This is a genomic window from Leptospira fletcheri, from assembly GCF_004769195.1.
In the GTDB taxonomy this organism is placed as follows: Bacteria; Spirochaetota; Leptospiria; order Leptospirales; family Leptospiraceae; genus Leptospira_B; species Leptospira_B fletcheri.
On record NZ_RQET01000004.1, the window covers coordinates 989622 to 1010256 of the forward strand.

The 20635-nt window shown below is 47.5% G+C and carries 17 protein-coding genes; 8 read left to right on the forward strand and 9 right to left on the reverse strand.

All coding sequences use genetic code 11. From position 1 onward, the window contains the following. Positions 1–57: 57 nt before the first annotated feature. From EHO60_RS07950 to EHO60_RS07965, 4 genes are read right to left on the reverse strand one after another with little or no spacing between them, the layout of a single operon-like run. Positions 58–786: a sugar phosphate nucleotidyltransferase gene (locus EHO60_RS07950; RefSeq protein WP_135767592.1), complete on the reverse strand. Its 729-nt coding sequence runs from the start codon at positions 784–786 to the stop codon at positions 58–60. Further along, the gene (locus EHO60_RS07955; protein WP_135767593.1) at positions 776–1783 is read right to left on the reverse strand and encodes a phosphotransferase; all 1008 of its coding nucleotides are present in this window, start codon (positions 1781–1783) and stop codon (positions 776–778) included. Before EHO60_RS07955 ends, EHO60_RS07950 begins: the two co-directional genes overlap by 11 nt. Before the next feature lie 14 nt (positions 1784–1797). Beyond that, positions 1798–3312, reverse strand: a complete 1515-nt coding sequence (locus tag EHO60_RS07960) for a hybrid sensor histidine kinase/response regulator (RefSeq protein ID WP_135767594.1) — start codon at positions 3310–3312, stop codon at positions 1798–1800. A 20-nt stretch (positions 3313–3332) separates the two neighbouring features. Further along, positions 3333–5675: an ATP-binding protein gene (locus EHO60_RS07965; protein WP_135767595.1), complete on the reverse strand. Its 2343-nt coding sequence runs from the start codon at positions 5673–5675 to the stop codon at positions 3333–3335. Positions 5676–5790: 115 nt separating this feature from the next. Here EHO60_RS07965 and EHO60_RS07970 point away from each other — a divergent pair, with 115 nt between their 5' ends. Further along, positions 5791–6663 (forward strand): alpha/beta fold hydrolase, encoded by an 873-nt coding sequence (locus EHO60_RS07970; protein WP_135767596.1) that lies wholly within the window; start codon positions 5791–5793, stop codon positions 6661–6663. 183 nt (positions 6664–6846) lie between these two features. Next, positions 6847–7503, forward strand: a complete 657-nt coding sequence (locus EHO60_RS07975; RefSeq protein WP_135767597.1) for a hypothetical protein — start codon at positions 6847–6849, stop codon at positions 7501–7503. 47 nt (positions 7504–7550) lie between these two features. Here EHO60_RS07975 and EHO60_RS07980 read toward each other — a convergent pair whose 3' ends face one another. The 5 genes from EHO60_RS07980 to EHO60_RS08000 form a co-directional block, all read right to left on the reverse strand. Next, positions 7551–8261 (reverse strand): lysophospholipid acyltransferase family protein, encoded by a 711-nt coding sequence (locus tag EHO60_RS07980; protein WP_135767598.1) that lies wholly within the window; start codon positions 8259–8261, stop codon positions 7551–7553. Next, positions 8258–8629: a transmembrane 220 family protein gene (locus EHO60_RS07985; RefSeq protein WP_210409327.1), complete on the reverse strand. Its 372-nt coding sequence runs from the start codon at positions 8627–8629 to the stop codon at positions 8258–8260. The genes EHO60_RS07980 and EHO60_RS07985 overlap by 4 nt, the downstream gene beginning before the upstream one ends. Continuing rightward, the gene (locus EHO60_RS07990) at positions 8626–10047 is read right to left on the reverse strand and encodes an FAD-binding oxidoreductase (protein WP_135767599.1); all 1422 of its coding nucleotides are present in this window, start codon (positions 10045–10047) and stop codon (positions 8626–8628) included. The genes EHO60_RS07985 and EHO60_RS07990 overlap by 4 nt, the downstream gene beginning before the upstream one ends. Before the next feature lie 3 nt (positions 10048–10050). Continuing rightward, a complete protein-coding gene (gene ppk1 / locus EHO60_RS07995; RefSeq protein ID WP_135767600.1) occupies positions 10051–12177 on the reverse strand; it encodes a polyphosphate kinase 1 in 2127 nt (708 codons plus the stop codon). A gap of 171 nt (positions 12178–12348) precedes the next feature. Then, the gene (locus EHO60_RS08000) at positions 12349–12789 is read right to left on the reverse strand and encodes an LIC13259/LIC11441 family protein (protein ID WP_135767601.1); all 441 of its coding nucleotides are present in this window, start codon (positions 12787–12789) and stop codon (positions 12349–12351) included. A 647-nt stretch (positions 12790–13436) separates the two neighbouring features. On the opposite strand from EHO60_RS08000, the gene EHO60_RS08010 reads away from it, so the two are divergent. From EHO60_RS08010 to EHO60_RS08035, 6 genes are all read left to right on the forward strand, one after another. Beyond that, entirely contained in the window at positions 13437–14234 is a 798-nt protein-coding gene (locus EHO60_RS08010; protein ID WP_246028188.1) for a rhomboid family protein, read from the forward strand. Between the two features lie 177 nt (positions 14235–14411). After that, on the forward strand, positions 14412–16172 hold the full coding sequence (locus tag EHO60_RS08015) for an acyl-CoA dehydrogenase family protein (RefSeq protein WP_135767604.1): 1761 nt from the start codon (positions 14412–14414) through the stop codon (positions 16170–16172). Continuing rightward, entirely contained in the window at positions 16172–16816 is a 645-nt protein-coding gene (locus EHO60_RS08020) for a hypothetical protein (RefSeq protein ID WP_246028189.1), read from the forward strand. Before EHO60_RS08015 ends, EHO60_RS08020 begins: the two co-directional genes overlap by 1 nt. A 178-nt stretch (positions 16817–16994) precedes the next feature. Continuing rightward, positions 16995–17528 carry a hypothetical protein gene (locus tag EHO60_RS08025; protein WP_135767606.1) on the forward strand — a complete coding sequence of 178 codons (534 nt, stop codon included), beginning with the start codon at positions 16995–16997 and terminating at the stop codon, positions 17526–17528. A gap of 137 nt (positions 17529–17665) precedes the next feature. Next, complete coding sequence (gene fliD, locus EHO60_RS08030) at positions 17666–19606, forward strand: flagellar filament capping protein FliD (protein WP_135767607.1); 1941 nt, start codon at positions 17666–17668, stop codon at positions 19604–19606. Between the two features lie 29 nt (positions 19607–19635). Next, positions 19636–20604, forward strand: a complete 969-nt coding sequence (locus EHO60_RS08035; protein ID WP_135768002.1) for a hypothetical protein — start codon at positions 19636–19638, stop codon at positions 20602–20604. Positions 20605–20635 lie beyond the last annotated feature (31 nt).

Here is a 20635-nt window from a genome sequence, read left to right on the forward strand (position 1 = left end):
GTGTAGAACTTTCCTCCGGCTCTTTGCTTCAAGATCACTCTGCACCGCGAAACAAGATCAAGCTACGGTTGATAAGAATTCCTTCCACTCGGAGCCCAATTTGTTTCCGAAGTCGGTATTCCGAGCCGCTTCATAGAATTCTTTTTCCCCAAGGTCCAGCCATTCTCCCGGAAAAATTCTGCCTCCGAGTCTTCCTTGTTTCGCTAGTTTTCTGAACGTGTCGGCTAGATCGTAAGGTTTATTCGGGCTCAGTTCTCTTAAGCATTCTCCCCGTATCCAAGAAAGACCTATATAAAAATAGCCTCCGGGAGAGAATTCGACCTTGTCATGGTTTAGAGAGAGGCCCGTATAATTCGCATCCGGGGGAATTTTAGATAAATATAAAATACAATCGTAGGCGTCTTTTTCCGCCAGAGTCGGCCAGGGGGAAAAACCGACGTCAGGAAATAGGATAAAATCCGGATTCAGGATCAGGAACTCCTCTTCCAGGTTCCAAAATCTTTCAAGAGCGGTTCGGATTCCTCCGCCTGTTCCGAGGATTCTAGGTTCTTCTCGGGAAATACGGAGAGGAAAAGTCCGGAATTTTTTCAGATTCTTTTCCAATTCTTCGGCCAAATAGTGCGAATTCGCGATCCCTTCCTTTACGCCCCATCTCTTCGCCCAATAAAAGGAATAATAGACGAGAGGAACACCTGCGATCGGGAGTAAGGGTTTGGGCACTTCCTTTGTCCATTCCTTCATCCTGGTGCCGAATCCGGCGCAAGGAAAAAAGGCCTTATCGTTCATCCGGGATTCCTTCCAGCTTTTCCAAGAATGCGGCGTTGCCGGAAAGTTCCTTTTTTAGAAAATGGAAGAAGAGAAACAACTGGTCCGGAAAAAGTCCGACTTGCGCGATTTCCAGTAGATTCTCCAAGCAGGATAGCACGCTCGTTCTGTATTTGTCCTGGCCTTTCTCGGCGATCAGCATAAAATACGAGCCCAAGGCTTTGTAGGATCTTTGGAGACTCTGCAGATAAAAGCATTCTTTGGATCGTGGAAATTGCGCATCGGAGAGTTTCATGAAAAGAAGAAACAACCCTCTTCGCATAGCGAAAGGTATGGAACGGTAAGCATCATAAAGCAGACTAGAAAGATCGTAAAAAGGAGTCCCCATTCTGGCGTCCTGAAAATCGATCATGGTGATCTCTCCTTTAGGGGAGAGCATTAAATTTCTTGCATGAAAGTCCCGATGACAGAAGACTTTTATCTTATATTCGGCGAGAAAAGCCGCCGCCTCGTCCAGGAATATTTTCACTTCCGCGCGGAGATCCGTCTTTAATCCGAAACGTTTTGCGAATTGTTGAAAGGAGGTATACGTAAACTGATTCTCCGAGCGGAGTTTTTCGTAATCGAATTCCCTGCCGGAAACGGGAGCTTCCGGCTCGAGCTTTTGCAGCCCCACTAAGAGTTCCACGCATTTTACCAGGTATTCCCTATATTCCCCGTCGTCTTTGACGAAAGTCAGGTCCTTATCGCCTTCATCGGAAAGTAGGGTCAGATTGTGGATCAAGTCGGTTTTATATACGTCCGGTACGCGGAAGCCGTGCGATCGAAGAAAGTTTCCTATATCGACGAAGTCGTGCTGAAAGCGTACGTCTTTACATAGGATTTTGGAATCCCCCGGATAAAAAACCCTATAATATCTGCGGGCAGAAGCTTCCGGAGTAAGCTCCTCTATTTTAAGCGGGAACTTTCCGTCCTGGACTAAAAATCGGAGCTCGACTTCTCCAATGGATTGTGACATGGCGACAACTTGGCCTAGTTCGCCAGTTTGTCGGGAAATACCAAGCGGAATTCCGTCCCCTTATCCGGTTCCGAATCGATTTCGATCCTGATTCCGAAAAGATCCGCGATTTCTTTTGCGACGAACATTCCTAAACCGGTACCCTGGCCCGTCTTTTTAGTGGTAAAATACGGTTGAAAGATCTTTCTCAAGATCTCCTGGCTCATTCCGATTCCGTTATCCTGTATCCTGATCATCGGGTGGTGGTTCCGTTCCAAAACGGAAATTTGGATTCTACCTTTGTTTGCCGTGGCATCCGCGGAATTCAATACTATATTCGAGATCAGCAGGCTGAGCTGGTCCGAATTGGATAAGATCTGCACTATTTCTTTAGATTTTTGGAATATTATTTCACATTCCTTGAGACGAGAGGCTTTTCTGAAGACTTCTATGACCGATTCCACGACTTCGTTCAGGTCCAGGATCTCCTTTTCCTTTCCTATCTCTCCCGGTTTTCCCAATTGGAGAAGGTTGAACGTCAAATTTTTCAGTTTCGTGATCTGATTCCAGGTCACCTGTATGGCTCTATCTTTAAGATTCTCGTCGGAATCGGGGAGTCGCGCCACTTCGATAAAACCTTGTATCGCGGTAAGAGCGTTATTGATCTCATGACCTATGCTTGACGCGATCGTTGTCAAAAATGCCCTTCTTTCCGCGTCTATTAGTTTTTCGGAAATTAGTATCTTCTGGGTCACGTCCCTTGCGATTCCCGTATAGTAGGTTCTACCGTTCATGACGTATCTGCAGACGGAGATATCGAAAGTCCTGGATTCTCCCTTGCGGTTGACGAGTTCCGCATTATGCAGTCTTGCGATTTTATGTTCGGATTTTCTGTGTGTGAGCTTTTCGATCCGTTCGAGGTAGGAGTCGCGATTGGCAGGTCGAATCAGGAGTTCGACCTGTTGTCCGACTAGCTCTTCCTCGCCGTACTGAAACTGCCGCAGAGCGGCTTCGTTCACGGCCCGGATAATAAGAGTCTCATCCAGAGTGATCACGCAGTCCCCGGTCGTTTCCAAAATCAGACTGTTTCTATAATTTAAATCCTTGAATTGCTGCGCGAGATGGGTCTTTTCCCGAACAGTCTTAAGGATTTTCCGCGACTTTCTATCCTTTTCCTGCTTTTCCTTTTTTGCGTTTTCCAAAACCACCAGGAGGCTTTGTCGGGTCACCGGTTTGGAAATATAATCGAAGGCCTTATTTCTAAGCGCTTCCTCTGCGGTATGAAGTTGGGGATTTCCCGTGATCAGAATCACAGGAATGTTCGAATTGTATTTTTTGATCTCCTTGGCGACTTCCAATCCATCTTTTCCGCTCATCATGATGTCGGAGATCACTATATCTATCGGATTTTCGCGGACGATCTGCATCGCTGACGTGAAGTCTTCGGCTACGAATACATTATATCCTTCCCGAGAAATAACCCTTTCTAAAGCCGTTCGGATTTCCGATTCGTCGTCGACTACGAGAACATTCGGATGATTTTCGGTCATGTCGTCTTTCTATAGATCCTTCATGTCTTTCCCACCGGGATTCGGATCGTAACCTTGGTACCTTGCCCCCGATTCGATTCCAATTGTATGGACCCGCCGTGATCGGCCACGATCCTTTGAGAGATCGTAAGGCCCAATCCGGTTCCCTGTTTCGTCCTACGTGTCGTGTACAAAGGAAGAAAGGCCTTTTCTGCAACTTCGGGACTCATTCCCGGACCGTTATCTTGAATGGTAAAACCGACCGTCTCTGTGTTCAAATACATTTCTTTTCGCGCAGAAACTTGTATGGACGGGGATTCCGGTTTATGTTCCATTTCCGAAATCGCGTTTACCGCGTTAACGAGACAGTTTATCAGTACCTGCTCGATTTCCTGCCAAGCTACATGAATTTGAGGAAGCTCCGGGCTGGTGATCCGTTTCAATTCGATGCCGCTTTTTCTGCAACTGACCTCGATCAATTCGCAGGCCCTGAGGAGGATGAAATAGGGGGAGACGAGTTCCTTTTTTCTGGGAGCCCTTCTTCCTAGGTCCAGGAGCCCCTTAATCAGATCGCGGATTCTGATGGCTGCTCCTTCTATTCTTCTGTATACTTTTTTGCGCTCGTCGGGATCCGGATCCTCGTGTTCCAACAGATCTTCCAGATAGAGAAGGCTAGATTGGAGAGGGTTGTTGACTTCGTGCGCGATCCCTGCGGCGATTTCGCCAATCGAAGCGAACTTTGCGGTCTCGTAGAGTTGTCTGTCCAGGAGCTTGGTCTGGGTTACGTCCGAAAAGATTAACATGGCCGTTATCGGAAGGTCCTGGTATTTTTTCAGAGGAATGAACTTTACGGAAAAGAAGTTCTCCTCCTCTCCCAATAATGCCATCGAGAAATCGTAATATACCGGTCTCTGAATCCTTACGCATTCCTCCAGTTTTTCGATGATTTCGTTTTTGATCTCGTCGGCGAAAAGCTCCGGAAAACTGTCACCGGGAGCCACATTTAGGAATTGGAAGAGGAAAAATTTCAGGATCGGAGCGACTTCCATCACCGTTCCCTGGGGATTTAATATTACGATTCCATTATTCATGGAGGCGAATAGGTTGCGGAGTTTCAGTTCGGAGGCGCGTATCAGTTCCTCGTTTTTCTTCTGCTCGGTGATGTCTAGCAATAATACGATCGTTCCTATCCGGTTGCCGTAATCGTCCTTTAAGGAGGAAGACACGAGAAGAAACGGAATTTCTCCGTCCACTGAATTTCCGAGAAGTATTTCCGCTTTCGATCCGAGGAATACCCTGTCCGCGGATTCGGCATCCAGCCTGAGTAGGTCTCGAATCTGTTTGCCAAGGGTCTCCTCCTTGGGAATATTCAATAAATTCGCTATATTCGAATTTGCGTATGTGATAAAACCTTCCTCGTCCGTGGACAATAAAGGGACTTCGATGGAATTCAATAGAGCTCCTTGGAACTGGAGCAATTTTGCTGTTTCCCTTCTCTGTTTTTCTATCCGGATAAACTGCAGGGAAGAAAGCAGATCTTCTATGACTTCCAAGTAAAGATAATTTTCGCCGGAATCGAAGGCCATATTCTCTTTTGAAAGGATCTCTATTCCGCCGACGATTTTGTCCTCCTCTTTAACCACCAGACTTAAGGACCTTCTGAAATCGGAAGTTCCCAGGTTCCGTTCCCATTCCGGAAAAGATTTTCCGCCGAACTCGTGTATCACAAAAAGTTCGTTACTTTCCACGAGGCTTCGCATGGGGGAGGGATTTTCCTCCTTTAACCAGGAGTTTTCCAAGCGCTCTTTCCATTCCCCCTCCGAATCGGATTGAACGATCACTTGGTCGGTGCCGTCCTCTCTGCGATAAAATCCCCAGATCAAACTGTAATGCGGATTTTCCCGCAGAGTATCGCAGACTTTTTGGAAAAGTGTGGAAGCGGAACTCAATCTCAAGGATCTCAAATTTAGTTTCAGTAGGCGTAGGCTTCTCAAGATGCTCTGCAGATAATAAAGTCGTAATTCCGTCTCCCGGACCTCGGATCTTTTATATATATGAAAGACGAGCGGCGCCTTTGAATCGGGAAGCAAGGCATTGATCGTAAATTCCACGAGGGTCATGGAGCCGTCTTTTTTTCTCAGGTTCCATAGCAGAGAAATGCCTAATTCTTCGGCACCTAAAATGTGGTTTCCGATTCGTTCCGGTCGCGAGAGAAGTTTGCTAAGAGAAAGAGTTTGGAGTTCGTCCTTGGTATAGCCCAAAATCTCCGTCGCTTTGGGATTCGCACTAAGTATACTGTAGGTTTTCGGCTCGAGGATCAGGATCCCTTCTTGCGCGGGAAAGAAGGCGTTTTCCAAAATGGGAAGGAGTTCCTGGGTTCGCATGAGGATGCTTTAGTATCGGAAAATAATCGGTCAGATTTTAATCCAAGTTACGTCGTTTCGAAAAACGCAGGAATCCTTGATAATAGAAACGCAGGATAAATCATAGCGTAAAATTATGGATTTCATTTATCGTTTTTTTCTTCGAAACTACGTTCGAAACAAGATCCGGTATATGGAGTCCGAATTGGGTTTTCGGAAAGTATACTCTGATGTTGGAGGGCACAAGCTTTTCTATCTGAAGAGAGAGGCGGATTCGGGAAGCAAGAAAAACCTTTTGTTGGTGCACGGACTTCTCGATAGCTCTTCCGGATTCCGCAAATTGGCTCCTTTTTTGCGTACAGATTATACGATCCTTTTGCCAGACATTCCCGGTTTCGGTCTGAGTCCTATGCCTCCGATCCGATATCTTTATCAAGTCGACGTTTTTGCGGACCTGATCTACGAATCCATCCGAGAAATGGATTTGCGCGATCTTGTGCTAGGCGGGCATTCCATGGGAAGTCTGATCGCGATGTACATCGCTCTTCTGGACGCAAAGCGGGAAAAGCGGATCAAAAAGCTCGTGCTTCTCGCTCCGGGAGGAATTCCTCATCCGAAGCGGGACGAGATGCGGGAGTTATTGTTTCCAAAGAACTTTGAAGAGATCGAAAGGCTTTTTGCGTCCCTCTATCATGAATCTTCTCCGAGTCTAGGCTCCTTTACGAAAAAAATCCTTCTATCGAGTTGGAACGATGAGCCGTACCGTTTTCTTACCCGAAACACTCTCGATCGAGAAGCTGAAATTTTTCTAGGAAAGCGGATCTCGGAAATCAAACTGAGATCCATCATCATATCGGGTAAAGAAGACCCGATTACGTATCCGAGCATGGTAAAGAAGATCCACGGTTATCTAAAGGGGAGCGACTTGGTTTGGATCCCTTCCGCAAAACACGCGTTGCATATAGAAAAAGCTCAGGAAGTCGCTTCGGCGATCAACGATTGGATTTGAGCGCTCCGCTCGGACCGATCGATTATTAAAGTTCCTTTATCCTCCGAAACGTTTAAGGTACAAATTCTTTTTGCCTAAATTGTAGGTTCTTTTGCTACCCCTTTCGGGGTAATGGGAAGGTTTCTTTTCTTCGCAAAGGAATCTTGCTTTTCTGAAACTTTATTTCGGTTAGTATATCCTACTATGAATAACGTAAAGGGAACCGAGTGGTCCGAGGCGGTCGCGCAACTCGCGGTTGTAGTTACGACGTACAAACATGTCGGTACTACAGCGGACCAGGTTTTTTTGGCCTGCGAATCCTTATGGGCGGATTGGGATAGTTTCGATCCGACCGGCCCGGATTGGTTGCAGGGATTCGAAGAGGCTATGGACGAAGGAGAGATGGATTATGCGGCGGAATCCTTCGTAAAAGTACGTACGTTACTAAAACAAAAATTCGAAACGATTTCGGATACGTTCGAGTCCGGAAACGATATGGTATTAGGTGGGTTGATTCTAGAATTGGCGGACGGAGTTTTTTCCCTTTTACACGGACCGGAACCGGCCGAGAAGACTGCGGAGTCGGTGGTAATAGAAGGGGAAAAACTTTTGGAAATTCTACTCGAATCCAACGATATAGCTTTTCCGCCGGACGAAGATCTTTCCCAAGTGGATTTGAATTTGGTAACCGACCCCGGAGATCGAGAAATATTAAGAGAATTGATCGGAGCCTTCGAGGCTATGGCGGAAACCACGGAGAGAACCTACGGTGAATCTCTCTATCTGCTCTTGTCCAGGTTATTCATCGTGCACTGGAGTTTTTATAGAATCAAAGAGGAGGAAATTCCTCCTGTCCCTTAAGAGAATTCGAAGTCCGTCGGATTCCCGGAATTCTTACCTGATTGCCTTCATTCTCTTCGGTTCGCTTTTTCCTTTATGGCGAGCACTTCTTGTCGCAACGCTTCGGCCTCAGCCTCGGAGATTCCGCAATTTTCCAGCAGAAAAAGCTCCAATTTTCGTCTCCATTTCTCCAATTGCTCTTCCCCTTTCAACTTCGGGACGAAGAAGGGTTCGCTGCAGGTGATTACGGCCCGAGAAAAGGGTTTCGGGACCTTGATCCTATCCCAACTATTCGTAGTCCAGTAGCGGTCGTATTGCGCAGAATAGGCGACGATCGGATATCCAGTTATGGAGGCCAATTGGACGATACCCGCTTTGAGTTCATACACGGGACCGGTGGGCCCGTCGGGAGTAATTAGGGAGACTCCTCCGTTTTTCGCTTCTTCCACTAGTGCTCTTAAACCGGAGGCTCCACCCCGTCTACTAGATCCTCGTTTGGATCTGATCCCGAAGTGATGCAGTACCCGTGCGACCAATTCTCCATCTTTCGATCGTGAAGCCAAAGGTACGATTCTCAATCCCACCTGCTTGACCAGATACGAGGAGGTGAAGTCGATTAAAAAAGGGATTTGATTGTGCCAGATGGCTAGTAAGAGTCCGCTCTTCTTTCGGAAACATTCCCGGGTTGCATGCGGGATCCTGATCTCCGTCCATCGCACGGTTCCGTATGTCAGCCTTAGGATCAGAATAGAGACCCAGACCGACAATCGGAGGATCATTCCTCGGATCTACCTTGAAAGAGAGGGAGGATGAGAAGCCATATCGAAGAGAGAACGAGGCCCATGCTCTCCCGAAATATTTCGGAATCGAAGTCGACTCTGGGATCTTCTCGAAAGGCAAGAAGCGCCCAAACGAAATAGCCGACACCTAAGGCTCTGGAAATCCCCGCGAGCGAACGTCTTCGTTCCACGGTCCGAAACGAAGAGAACCATTCCGCGGCATAGAGTAGGACCACCGACAAATAGGTCGAGATCCAAACTTCGGGATCCGGATCGTTGTATTGCAAGGCCGCGAATATGATCCAGGCGAGTACGGTAAACGTTCTAAAGATTCCTCTCGAGATCGATGCGACGGACTTTCCGCTCAAGGCAATACTTTTCCCGGGTTCAATATATTTTTCGGATCGAGCGCTTTCTTGATCTGCCCCATGATTTCCATTTCCGCTTCGCTCCTGGAGAAATGTAGGAAATCTTTTTTTAAGAGCCCGATTCCGTGCTCTGCACTTATGGAGCCGTGGTACTTTTTGAGCAATTCGAACATCGCAGGGTCCACTTTCTTGCATTGGGAAAAGAAGTCCGAGTCGGTAAGATCTTTAGGTTTGACGATGTTTAAATGCAAATTCCCGTCTCCGATATGTCCGAACAATGCGATTTCGAAACCGGGATATTCGTTCTTTAACAAGGACTCCATCTCCGCAAGGAAAGGATTCATATTCCGGAGGGGTAGAGAAATGTCGTTTTTATGCACGGTAAAATCTATGGAAATGGATTCGCTGATTCCTTCTCGGTATTTCCAAAAAGTTTCCGCCTGGCGTGAATTGGAGGCAAGGCTACCGTCGGTGACGAACCCTTTTTCCATAACCGTTTCCAAAAAGGAGAACAGTTTTTCCTCTTCCCTTTCGTCGGTGATTTCGAATTCCATTAAAACGTAATATGGACTATTCTCCGGAAACGGATCGGGAACGTGTAGGTGATCAATTACCTTATCTAGACAGTATCTGGTCAGAAATTCGAAAGCCAAAACGGGGACGTCAATCCTGTGGGTTTCCTTGAATAGTTCCAGTATGGAAGCGAAATCCGGAACCGCACAGAACAACACCCTATGATCCGAAGGTTTTCCGGTGAGTTTCAGAACGCATTCAGTGATGACGCCCAGGGTTCCTTCCGAACCTATGAAAAGATGTTTTAGGTCGTAACCGGTGTTATTCTTCAGGATTTCCCCGTTGAATTCCAGAATTTCACCGGTACCGGTGACGACGGTAAGACCGAGGACCCACTGACGGATCAGGCCGTAATGAACGACCCTGACTCCTCCCGCGTTCGTCGCGATATTCCCTCCGATATGGGAGGAACCGGTGGAGGAAAAATCCACGGGAAAATAAAATCCTCTTTCTTCCGCTTCCTTATGGAGGTTTTTTGTGATCATTCCCGCTTGGACTTTCAGGGAACCGAAGAACGGATCGAAGTCTAGGACTTGGTCCATTTTTGCCAAAGAGAGTACGATCTCTCCGCCTTTTGCGACGGCTCCTCCCGCATAACCGGTGCGACCTCCCGAGGGAACAATCTTTAGGTCGTTTTGATAAGCGAATTTTACGATTTTCGAAACTTCTTGAGTGTTTTTCGGAAATACCAGAATCTCGAAGTCGGGACGGTATACCTTCGTCCGATCCGTGCCGTAGGACAGGAACGTAGCGGCATCCATTTTGTTCTCGTCCCGAAAAAATACCTTTTCCTCTCCGATAAGAGTCTTTAGCTCGCTGCGTTTTTCCTGTGTAAGCGTACTCATTCTCTATTCCGCAAATTTCATCCGTTCAATCTGGCTATCCACAGCTTTCTCTCCCTGTCCGCGTTCCCTCTTACGGTAGACTCCATCGGAATGCAGGAAGCGAGCTTTTACATTGTCCTTCAATTGTACGTCCAGAATCTTCTTGATTCTATCCTTATTCTTGGCGTCCAAAATCGGAAAGAGCACCTCTATCCGTCGCTCGAAATTGCGGGGCATACAATCGGCGGACGCTAGAAAGATACTCTCTTCTCCCCCTGCGAGGAAGTAATAAATTCTAGTGTGTTCTAAGAAGCGTCCTACGATGGAAATTACGGTTATATTCTCCGAGATTCCGGGCAAACCTGGTTTTAAACAGCAGATCCCGCGGATGACGAGTTCGATGATCACTCCCGCCTGGCTTGCTTTGTACATGGCCAGGATGATATGCGGATCGACTAGGCTGTTCATTTTAAAGACGATTCTCGCAGGCTTTCCGGCTTTCGCGTTTTCCGTTTCTTTTTCGATCAGCTCGAGAAAAGTCGCCTTAAGATTGTGAGGGGAAGCTGCCAGCTTGTTCAAGTGAGGCATCTTTGCGTAACTAGTGATGGTGTTGAAGATCGTAGCTACGTCTTCCGCGATCTGTTTGTTTACGGTAAAGAAACTCAAATCCGTGTAATATCTACTAGTGGTGGAGTTGTAATTTCCGGTACCGAGATGTACGTAGCGGACCAGGTGTTCTTCCTCTCTTCGGACGATCAAAAGCATTTTACAATGTATTTTCAGTCCGACGACTCCGTAGACGACGTGGACGCCCCGTTCTTCCAACTTTTGCGCCCATTTTATATTTCTTTCCTCATCGAAGCGGGCTTTGAGTTCCACGAGAACCGTGACTTGTTTGCCGTTCTCCGCAGCTTGACCGAGATACTGTATCAGAGGGGAATCCCCGCTGGTGCGATAAAGAGTCATCTTGATTCCGAGAACTTTCGGGTCTTCGCTGGAAATCCGGAGAAGTTCCTCGATCGCTGCGAAGGATTGGTACGGGTGATGTAAGAGTCTGTCCTTTTTCTGAATGGCTTCGAAAATCTTTTCCGGTGAATCGAATTTCAGAGTGGTTTTCTGTTGGAAGAACGGATATTTGAACTTGGACGTATGTTCCAAACCGTAAAAATACATCGTGTCGCTCAGGTTCAGAATGGAAGGAACGTCGAAAATTTCGTTGTCCCGAAGCTCCAATAATTCCTTCAAAGTGTTCTTTACGAAATGGGAGGTGCCTTCGTAGATATCCATCCGGACTGCGTCGCCCCAGATCCGATTCCGGATCTCTTTCTTCATCGTTATGAGGAGGTCCTTTACGGAGGCTTCTTCGTCTATGGAAATATCTGCGTCCCGAATGATCCGGAAAGGATAGATTTCTTTCACTTCCATCCCATAAAACAGATCGTTCACATGTAACGTGATGATCGCTTCCAAAGGGAAAAACCGTCTTCCTTTTCCGTGGCTTTTCAATTGGAAGAATCGGGGAAGAACCGAGGGAACTTGGACTACCGCAAACAAGTCCTTTTTGGTTCCTGTCTTTTCATCATCCGTACTAAGAACGATGGCCAAGTTCAACGAACGGTTTAAGATATGCGGGAAAGGGTGGGAAGGGTCTATGGATAAAGGAGTCAGGATGGGGGATACGTCGTCCTTATAATATTGACGTACTTGCTCGATTTCGGACTCGCTTAATTCCGCCGGATCCATCACTAGGTGGATTCCATTGTCCGATAGCCGTTTTATGGTCAACCCGAAGGACTCGTATTGGTCCTTTACGAAAACTTGAACCTTTTTGGACAGCTCCATCAGTATTTCCGAAGCTCTTAATCCGTTCAGGCTGTTTTCGTCGTTTCCTTCCGCTAAAATGTTCCGGATTCCCGCAACCCGAACCATATAGAATTCGTCCAGATTCGATTCCGTGATACAAAGAAATTTGAGTCTTTCCAACAGAGGATTCTCCGGATCGTTTGCCTCTTCTAAGACTCTTCTATTGAAATCGATCCAGGATAATTCCCGGTCGAAGAAAATGTCCGGATTGCCGATGTAGATCGGATTTTTCGATCCGTGTGCTCCGTTGTCGATGGATGGTTCGGCGGATTTTATCTTTTGGGCCACGACGGGTTCCTTCTTTCTTCTTGGTTTAGAAGTACCTGTTTGGACGTCAAGTCGCCTTCCGCAACCGGTCTTTGGACTCTGGAATGAGACTAAAGACCGGAGCCGACTTAGAAAGAGAAGGACCGCGACTCGGGCAAGATCACCCTGAGCGGTCCGTCAAACCGATCCGAATTAGTTGACTCTCCTTCCCGATTCTCTCATTTCGGGAAGATACGGATTTCGGACGGTTTCGGTTTTTGCGATCCAGGTTTTTTTGGTTAACGGGCAGTAAAAAGCGTGCATACCGTATTTCGGAGCCAGGCTTTGTAACGCGAACGTAAGTTCGCCGTATAAAAATTCCTGGTCCTTTCTGGTGATCGCTTTTTCCAAGAGTTCCGCGAAGGTAAGAGCTTTTGCATACAATACTCTCGTTTCCGGGAAGGTCCTCTTTGATTCGCGGACTAAGGATGCCAGGCCTCTTGCATTGCCTTTTCTTTCCTCGTTGGAAAGAAGCTCCTCCTGAAATCGACTCAATCTTTCGAGAAGTTTCTCTTCGAAATTTTCCTCCACTACCGGCATGGCGGAAGCGGCTACTATGGATGCTGCGGCTAAATAAGCGAATACGTTGCGCATATATGATTCCTCCGAATGTATTTTTCGATGATCGAAAGGGAAAAGGGGGAAAAGCACGCTAATTGAGTAGTCGAATCGTACTTAAAGGAAAAAAGAAATTGGAATAAAACGTCGGAGATAGGACGTGCTTTTCGAGAGTTTTCTTGATCGACCGAAAAGAAGTATCATGATTTCGAATCGTTTGAAGAGAAATTTCGGAAAGACGAAAATTCGGCTCGGAAGCAGAGATCGCTGGTAGGTCTAACTTGATAATATTTTCTATATGCGCGAGAGGCGAGGTATCGGAAGTCTCCTTTTTATTTTTGAAGGATTGGAAAGTCGTGTCGGCTCCCGAGGACGCAGCAACGGAGCCGGGCTGCATTGCCAAGCTCAGGATAAACGTCGCGATTACGATCCTTGGGAACATTTGAACTTAGACCCTGGATCGTTCCCTGGAGGTCAAAAAATTTCAAAATTAGGAATTTATTTACTGCGTAAAACGTACGCAACTTAGGCTTGGAGCCTCCGTCTCGGGACTTTTCCAGTCTTCCGATTGGCGGTTTAATTGGTTGACTACTCGCGCAATGCGTTTGAAAAGATAAAACGTAAGATCGCGAGATCCCTTTCTTTTCTCCTAGAACATTCTACCAAAGGACTTCCGTTTTCCCTTGAAACGTTTTTTGAATAACTTTTCCCAGAATTTCCATATCGAAAACTTATCCGGTTATTTCGCCGCCGTTACGGCAATCGTCAGCGCTTATTCCCTGCTTTTTGATCCCGCCTTCGGGGATATCACTCCTTCTACCTTAAAGGAAAGGGACTGGGCCAGCATCGCACTCTACGTGTTCAAAGTGCATTCGAGTTTTTTCGGAAACCCTTGGATCGGTCTTTTGTTTTACGTGTACGTTTTCTTTTTTATGGGAAGAATCCTGGAAGAGGACTTAGGCGTTCCCAAATTCAATATGTATCTATGGTTGGGGGCGGTTCAAATCACTGCCGGAGCGATCTTTTCCTTGTATGTGCCTTTAGCGGTAGACTCGAGCTTATTTTACGAATGTCTTTTTTTGGCGGTCGCGTACCGCTTTCCCGACATGCAGATCTTTCTTTTTTTCGTGGTTCCCGTTCGTATCAAATGGCTCGGTTTTTTCGTGGCAGGGATCATGCTCTACACCAGGATTTCCTATTCGATGGCAGCCGGCTCGGTGTTTCCGCTCCTGGGGATTTTGGTGGGTTTATCCAATCTTTTCCTATTTTACGGAAAGGAGATCTGGAGAGATTTAAGAGGAAACGTAAAAACCCAAATGAAGCCCGCCTTGAAGAAAGATTCCTCTCCGACGGTGCATAAGTGCCATATCTGCGGAATTACGGAAAAGGACGATCCTCAAATGGATTTCAGATATTGTGTGGATTGCACGGATTTGGAGTATTGCGAAAGGCATCTGCACGACCACCAGCATGTGAAATAGTACCTTTCGCGATGGGAAGAAGATTCCTTTCTTTCGTTAGTTGGAGATTCAAAGCATTTTTCGGTTTGCTCGAACGCTCGTTAAAATTCGTTCGAGAAGGTCGGTATTTTCGGTTTTCGGAAAACGGATTGACCGGTTCCGAAAACGAAGCATACTCATTTATCCAAGGACCTTATTATGCTCCAAAACAACTATTTCAACGACGTTCCCGATCTTAGATTACATTTCGATCATATCATCTCCTGGAAGGAAATCGTCGACGCGTACGAAAACGGCTTTGCGGACGCCGAAAAATATAAGTCGGGAGACGAACGCTATTCTACGGCGCCGTCCTCCTACGAAGAAACGATAGAATATTATGAAACTCTGTTGGATTCGGTCGGAGAATTCGCAGGTAAGGAAATCGCGCCTTATGTGGCGGATCTGGACAAGGTCGGCCTGAAATTCGATAAGGGCAAGGTCGTCTTTCCGGAAAAGATGCTGGAAATCGTACGTAAGGCACGCGACGCCGGATTGCAACCCACCGGTTTCTCCCGTAAATACGGGGGCTTAGGGATTCCTTGGACGGTGCGCGCGTTTTTCGGAGAGATATTGTATAGAGTGGACGCCTCCGTCTGTGTAGCCATCGGATGTGTGAACCTAGCGGAAATCATAGAAAAGAACGGTAGCGAAGAGCTGAAGGAAGAATGGCTGCCTCGTTTGGCCGCGGGAGAATTCGCTTGTGCGATGGGGTTAACAGAACCTGACCACGGCTCCGACCTTCCGGGTTTAAGAACCAGAGCGGTGCACCAGGAAGGGAATCGATATCTGCTGAACGGAACGAAGCGTTTTATCACGCACGGTTGCGGAACGGGAGAAATTCCAGCGATTTTACTGTTATTGGCTCGGACCGGAAATCCCGGAAGCGGAGCGAGAGGACTTTCTTTTTTTCTCGTCCAGTCCAAGGACGTGCAAGTGGCAGGAATCGAAAAGAAAATGGGACTCCATTGTTCGCCGACCTGCGAAATCGTCCTTGAGAACAGTCCCGGGATTCTGATCGGAGAAGAAGGACACGGGTTGATCAAACACACGATGGGTATGTTGAACGGAGCACGCGTCGGGATCGCTCAGCAAGGAGTCGGAATCGCCCAGGCCGCGTTATCCGAAACGCAAAAATACGCATCCGAAAGGATACAATTCGGCAAACCGATCGCGGAAATTCCCGCAGTGCGTAAGATTCTTCGAAGAATGGAAAGAGAAACCATGGCGATGCGTTGTTTGGTGATGGAATGCGCGAGGAGCATGGATCTCTATTATTTTCGGGGAGATCATCTTCGGGAAAAAGGCGCGACGGACAGGGATCTAAAATCGGACGTGGTGCTAAAATATTGGGAACGTTTGGCAGGATTGCTGACTCCGATTTCCAAATTCTATTGCTCCGAAACTTGCGTAAAAATCGCCGGAGATGCGGTGCAACTTCACGGAGGGGCCGGATTTACCGAAGATTACGACGTTTCCAGGATTTATCGGGATTCCAGGATAACGACCATCTACGACGGAACTTCCCAGATTCAGGTCAACGCAGCGATCGGCGGGATCGTCACAGGAATGGCTCCTCACGGTTTTCTACGAGAGTATATCGAAAACGAATGGAATCATTTTGCGGGAGAAGAACCCAAAACGTTGGAAAACGTCTGGGAATCCTACAAAGAAATATTAGGTTTATATAAAGAACTTCCCTCTTCCGAGGATCGGGAAGAGATCGCCGACGAAACGGTCTGGGCTAGCGCTCGGTTGCTTTCGGGAATCCTCTTTTTTAAATCCGTTCTTCGTACTCCTGACGAATTGCGGTCCGAGAGGGTTGCGCATGTAGAGGATTACTTGTTGGACAGCCTTGCTTTCGTGGAAGGTCTGAAGGCGAAGTTGCATGCTAAGGTCTCTTCGGCTAGGGTAGCATAGTGAAATTCTCTGCGATTTTAGCGTCCATTTGCTTTTTCTTTTGGTCCTGCTCGGTTCCTCCCGAAAGCGTCGCTAAGAAAATTTTTGCGGCACACGGAGGAGCGGATTTCGAAAAAATCCAGGAGATCGGATTTACTTTCGTCGTCTCGACTCCCGAAAAGGAATTGGTACGAAGGAGTTGGATCTGGTTCCCGAAAACCGCGGAAGTGAGATTTACGGAAGGGGAAAAGGAAATCAGGTACGATAGAAACCGCTTGCAGGAATCGGATCAGGAAACGGAAGGCAAGTTTATCAATGACAGTTACTGGTTATTGTTTCCCTTCCATTTGGTCTGGGACAAAGGAGTTTCTCTATCTTATGACGGCGCTCAACCTAAGCCGGACGGATCCGGCCCGTTGCGGAGATTGTCCGTGAAGTATCCTGCCGAAGGCGGTTTTACTCCGGGCGATATGTACAAATTGTATTACGATTCGGAATACAGAATTCGTTATTGGACCTATCATAAATCTGCATCGGAGGAGCCGACCCGTGGCACGACTTGGGAAGGATACTCCGTCTTTTCCGGGATCCCGCTCTCCTTGCAGAGAAAGGGTCCTGCAGGAGCGTTCCAAATTCGATTCGAGAACGTAAGCGTAAAACCGTAAGAAGGAAATTCGCTTTCGGAATCCTAAAGGACAGGAACCAAGGATACCGAAAGGGGAACGGACGTTTTCCCGATTTCTTTCCTAAAAACGTCGAAGATTCAGGTTCGGTCGAAGAAGGTTCTCCTATCCACTCTTAGGCGAGAAGACGGGGACGCTTTCTGACCAGGAGCTGAGTCGTATGAAAACTCGGATTTTTCCAACCATCACGTTCCCTCTTTTTCTTCTTCTGTTCGCCTCGTTTTTTTCGGCCTCCGGCTGTTCCAATTCCGGCAGCCAAAAGACCGATCCAGGTTCTTTGATCGCGGTCGCTTTGTCTGCGGGGCAATCTCCTTTTTCGTCCGGACCTTGCGATTCCCAGACCAATTTGGTAAAGGGTTCCCCTCTCACTGCGACGGTTTCCAGTCCTTCGGGAGGATATTACGGCATGGCAAGTTCCTTGGTGTTGTATTTTCTGTACCAAGGCGGAGGGAGTTCGGATTCCGTCAGTTTCAGTTCGAATCCTTCCGGGAGCTCCGGCGGTGAATTGAATATAGGGAAACAGGGAGTTTCCATCCAACCGGCGAATTTGGGCATGATGTCGAATTTCGACGTATACCATTCCCAAGCGCCGTATTCCAATTCCTCGGTGATGACCGCATCGGGAAATTATAGGTGTTACCAGGTCATCGTTCCCGCCGCTACGACGATCACATATACGATTTCGATCCTATAGACGGACGAGGTCTTTTATTATGTCTCCCATTTCGAAGGAGGTTTTGAAACGGAGAGACTGAGAACGGATTCGAAAAATCCCCTTCTTAAGGCTTATGCTTTTTTCGAAACGGCCGATGGGTATACTGGGAGGGGACCATGCCTGCGTTTACCATTCCAGGACTCAGCTCCGGACAGGACACGAATCAGATCGTAAAGAAGCTGGTGGAATTGGAAGCCAAGCCGATCCGTCGTTTGGAAAGGCAAAATAATTATAACAAAGCTCAGGTAAAAGCTTGGAACGATCTAAAGACCTTAACCACCGAACTTCAAAATAAAACCAGGGAAATCACTTCTTTCACCGCTCCCTTTGCCACAAAGTCCGTGATTTCCGAACCGGAAGGTACGATCTCAGGAGACGCTTCCCGCTCAGCGACGAGCGCCAAAAGAAAGATCGAAATCAAGGAGTTGGCTACCTTCCACCAGGTTTCCAGCGACCCTATCGATACGGAACGAAAGATTCCGGCGGGTTCGTTTAAAATTCTTTCCGGAGAAAACGAAAAGGAAATCGATTTTTCGGGAGGGACGGTCCGAGAACTTTCCCTTATGGTCCGGACTGCGGCTGCGGGATTGGCCCAGCCTTCCTTGGTGAAAGTGGATCAGAACAAAACGGTCCTCACTCTGACAGCATCCCAATCGGGAAAAGAAAACCTTCTAAAATTCGACGATCCTAACGGAGTCCTGAAGGCGGCAGGATTAGTGGGGGACATGTATCCTCAAGATCCTCCTAAAACGTTTCCGATCGTTTTGGAAGCGACACAAGCGAAGGCGTTTCAACCCGAAAAATATTCCATGGAAAAGGATGCGAAACCGGTTCTCGTCGCGGATCCGAACGGCAAAGAACCTACTAAATTAAAAATCTCCTCCAAACAGGCGTTTCAGTTTCATACGGAATCGCACGAAGCCAAAAAGGGGCTTCGATTGGAGGCTCTTCTTTCCGAGCCGCTGGCAGAAGGGGAGACGATTTCTCTCGGAGTCATTTACGAAATGGACGAGCAGGAAAAGGTCTATCTGGAAACCGCCGCCCACAAAGAAGGACGTCTCAAGCTGACGCTTAAGGCTTCCTTGGACGGGAAGAAAATCCGCGAGATCATAGTAGTGAACCAAAGCGGAAAGGAGAAGGAGTTATCCGATTTCCGGCTGGTGGTTCCGGGTGAATTCAAGGGCGCCAAACCCGCAAAGACCGTAGTAGAGGCCAAAGACGCGTTGTTTACCGTGGACGGCATAGAAGTCACCCGGCCGAAAAACGAAGGACTGACGGACGTATTGGACGGAATCAATTTAAACCTACACAAAAAAAGCGAAGGTCCGGTCCTGGTCGACGTCAAAGTGGATTCCGAAAAAGGAATCAAGATGATCAAGGGCTTTATAGAAGCTTATAATAATGTTCTAAAATATTCCAAAGAGGCGACGGCCGTCGATCGTGAAAGCGGTATGTCCGACGGCAAGAACGAGGATCCGGATATTAGCCGTTCCTTTTGGGAAGGGAAAACGAAGAGCGGGCTCCTAGCCGGGGAACATTCGATCGTAAGATTGCTTGCCGGAATGAAAACCGTAACTACGACTTCTTTTGCCCCATTAGGTGATTCCGAAATCCGGATGTTATCCGACATCGGAGTGTCGACAGGCACGGTCGGAAGTAAATGGGCGGATATCCAGGAAGGTTATCTTCAACTGGACGAACAAAAACTCTCCCAAAAACTTTCTGAGAACCCGGATGCGGTCCGTCACCTTTTTGCTCAGGACACCAACTCTGACTCCAGAATGGATACGGGGGTCGGAGTCAATTTAGTGGAACATCTGAAACCGTATACACAGTTTGCCGGCGGCCTCGTTACCAGTAAGATCAAACTATTGGAAGAGCAGTTTGCCGATAATAATAAGAAAATCAAGAACTACGAATCCCACTTATCCAGCTACGAAAAGAAGCTGAAGGAAAAATTCCTGTACATGGAACAAGGAGTGGGAAAAAATAAGGCGGTAGGTTCGTACTTGAACAACAATCTTTCCAGGGTTCAAGGCGGAGACGACGGAAAGTGAGTACTTATAATAGAAACGGAGGAGTAACCGTGGAAATATTCGTGAACGAACAAAGGCTTGAAAGCGCAATCGAAAACGAAAAGAATCTCGGCGAGGTTTTCGACGCCGTCGGCCGCTGGGTCGAATCGAACGGTAAATTTCTTTTGTCCTGTATTGTGGACGGAGAAGAGTTCCGTTCCGATACGATGAAAGGCAAATCGATAGATTCCGCCTCCAAAATGGAATTTTACGTCGGAGAGGAACTGGATATTCTACTCAGTTCGCTAAACGAATTGGACGCCTATGTGGATAAAGTGGGAACGACTCTGTTAGGACGGGATAGCCTCACGGAAAAGGAATCCAAAGAGTTGTCCGACGGAGTCAATTGGATCGAGTCCTTACTTCGCTCGGCAGGCAGGATGTTGAAGTTACGATACGATCAGATCAAACCGATGGGTACCGGAAATAACGTGGAAGAGGTTCTCGCGGCCCTCAAACAAAGGTCTTCCAAATTGGACGGTATCGGCGCGATCGAGGAGTTTTTGGAACACTTGCGGGATCTTAAATTGTTCACGATGGATCTGATCGCCAGAGCCTCCGTGCTTGATTTAGATCTTCCCACCTTGCGGGAAATATTGGATACCTTTATCAAGGCGGTCCCGGCTCTGAAACAGAGTTTCGTAAAAGTGAACGAAAACTACCAGGCCGGTAGGGACGAAGTTGCAACGCATCTTCTCACGCAGTCCGTTTCTCAAATTAACGTTCTATTGACTTCGTTTATCACACTACGTCAAAAACTTCCCGGGTTGAACTATTCGAGCCTTTTTATCGGCGGAAAATCCTTCGAGGAAAAAACGAACGAACTCAACGATACTCTCGCTAGCGTTGCCGTCGCGTTGGAGGAGAAGGACATCATTCGCGCCGGGGATATCATCGAATACGAGATTCCTACGGCGCTGGATGAATTGCTACCGTTTCTGGAAAAGGTCAAAGAACAGGCCGATTCGTTGTCCGTCTGATCTAGAAAAAACGCATCCTGCACGGACGGAC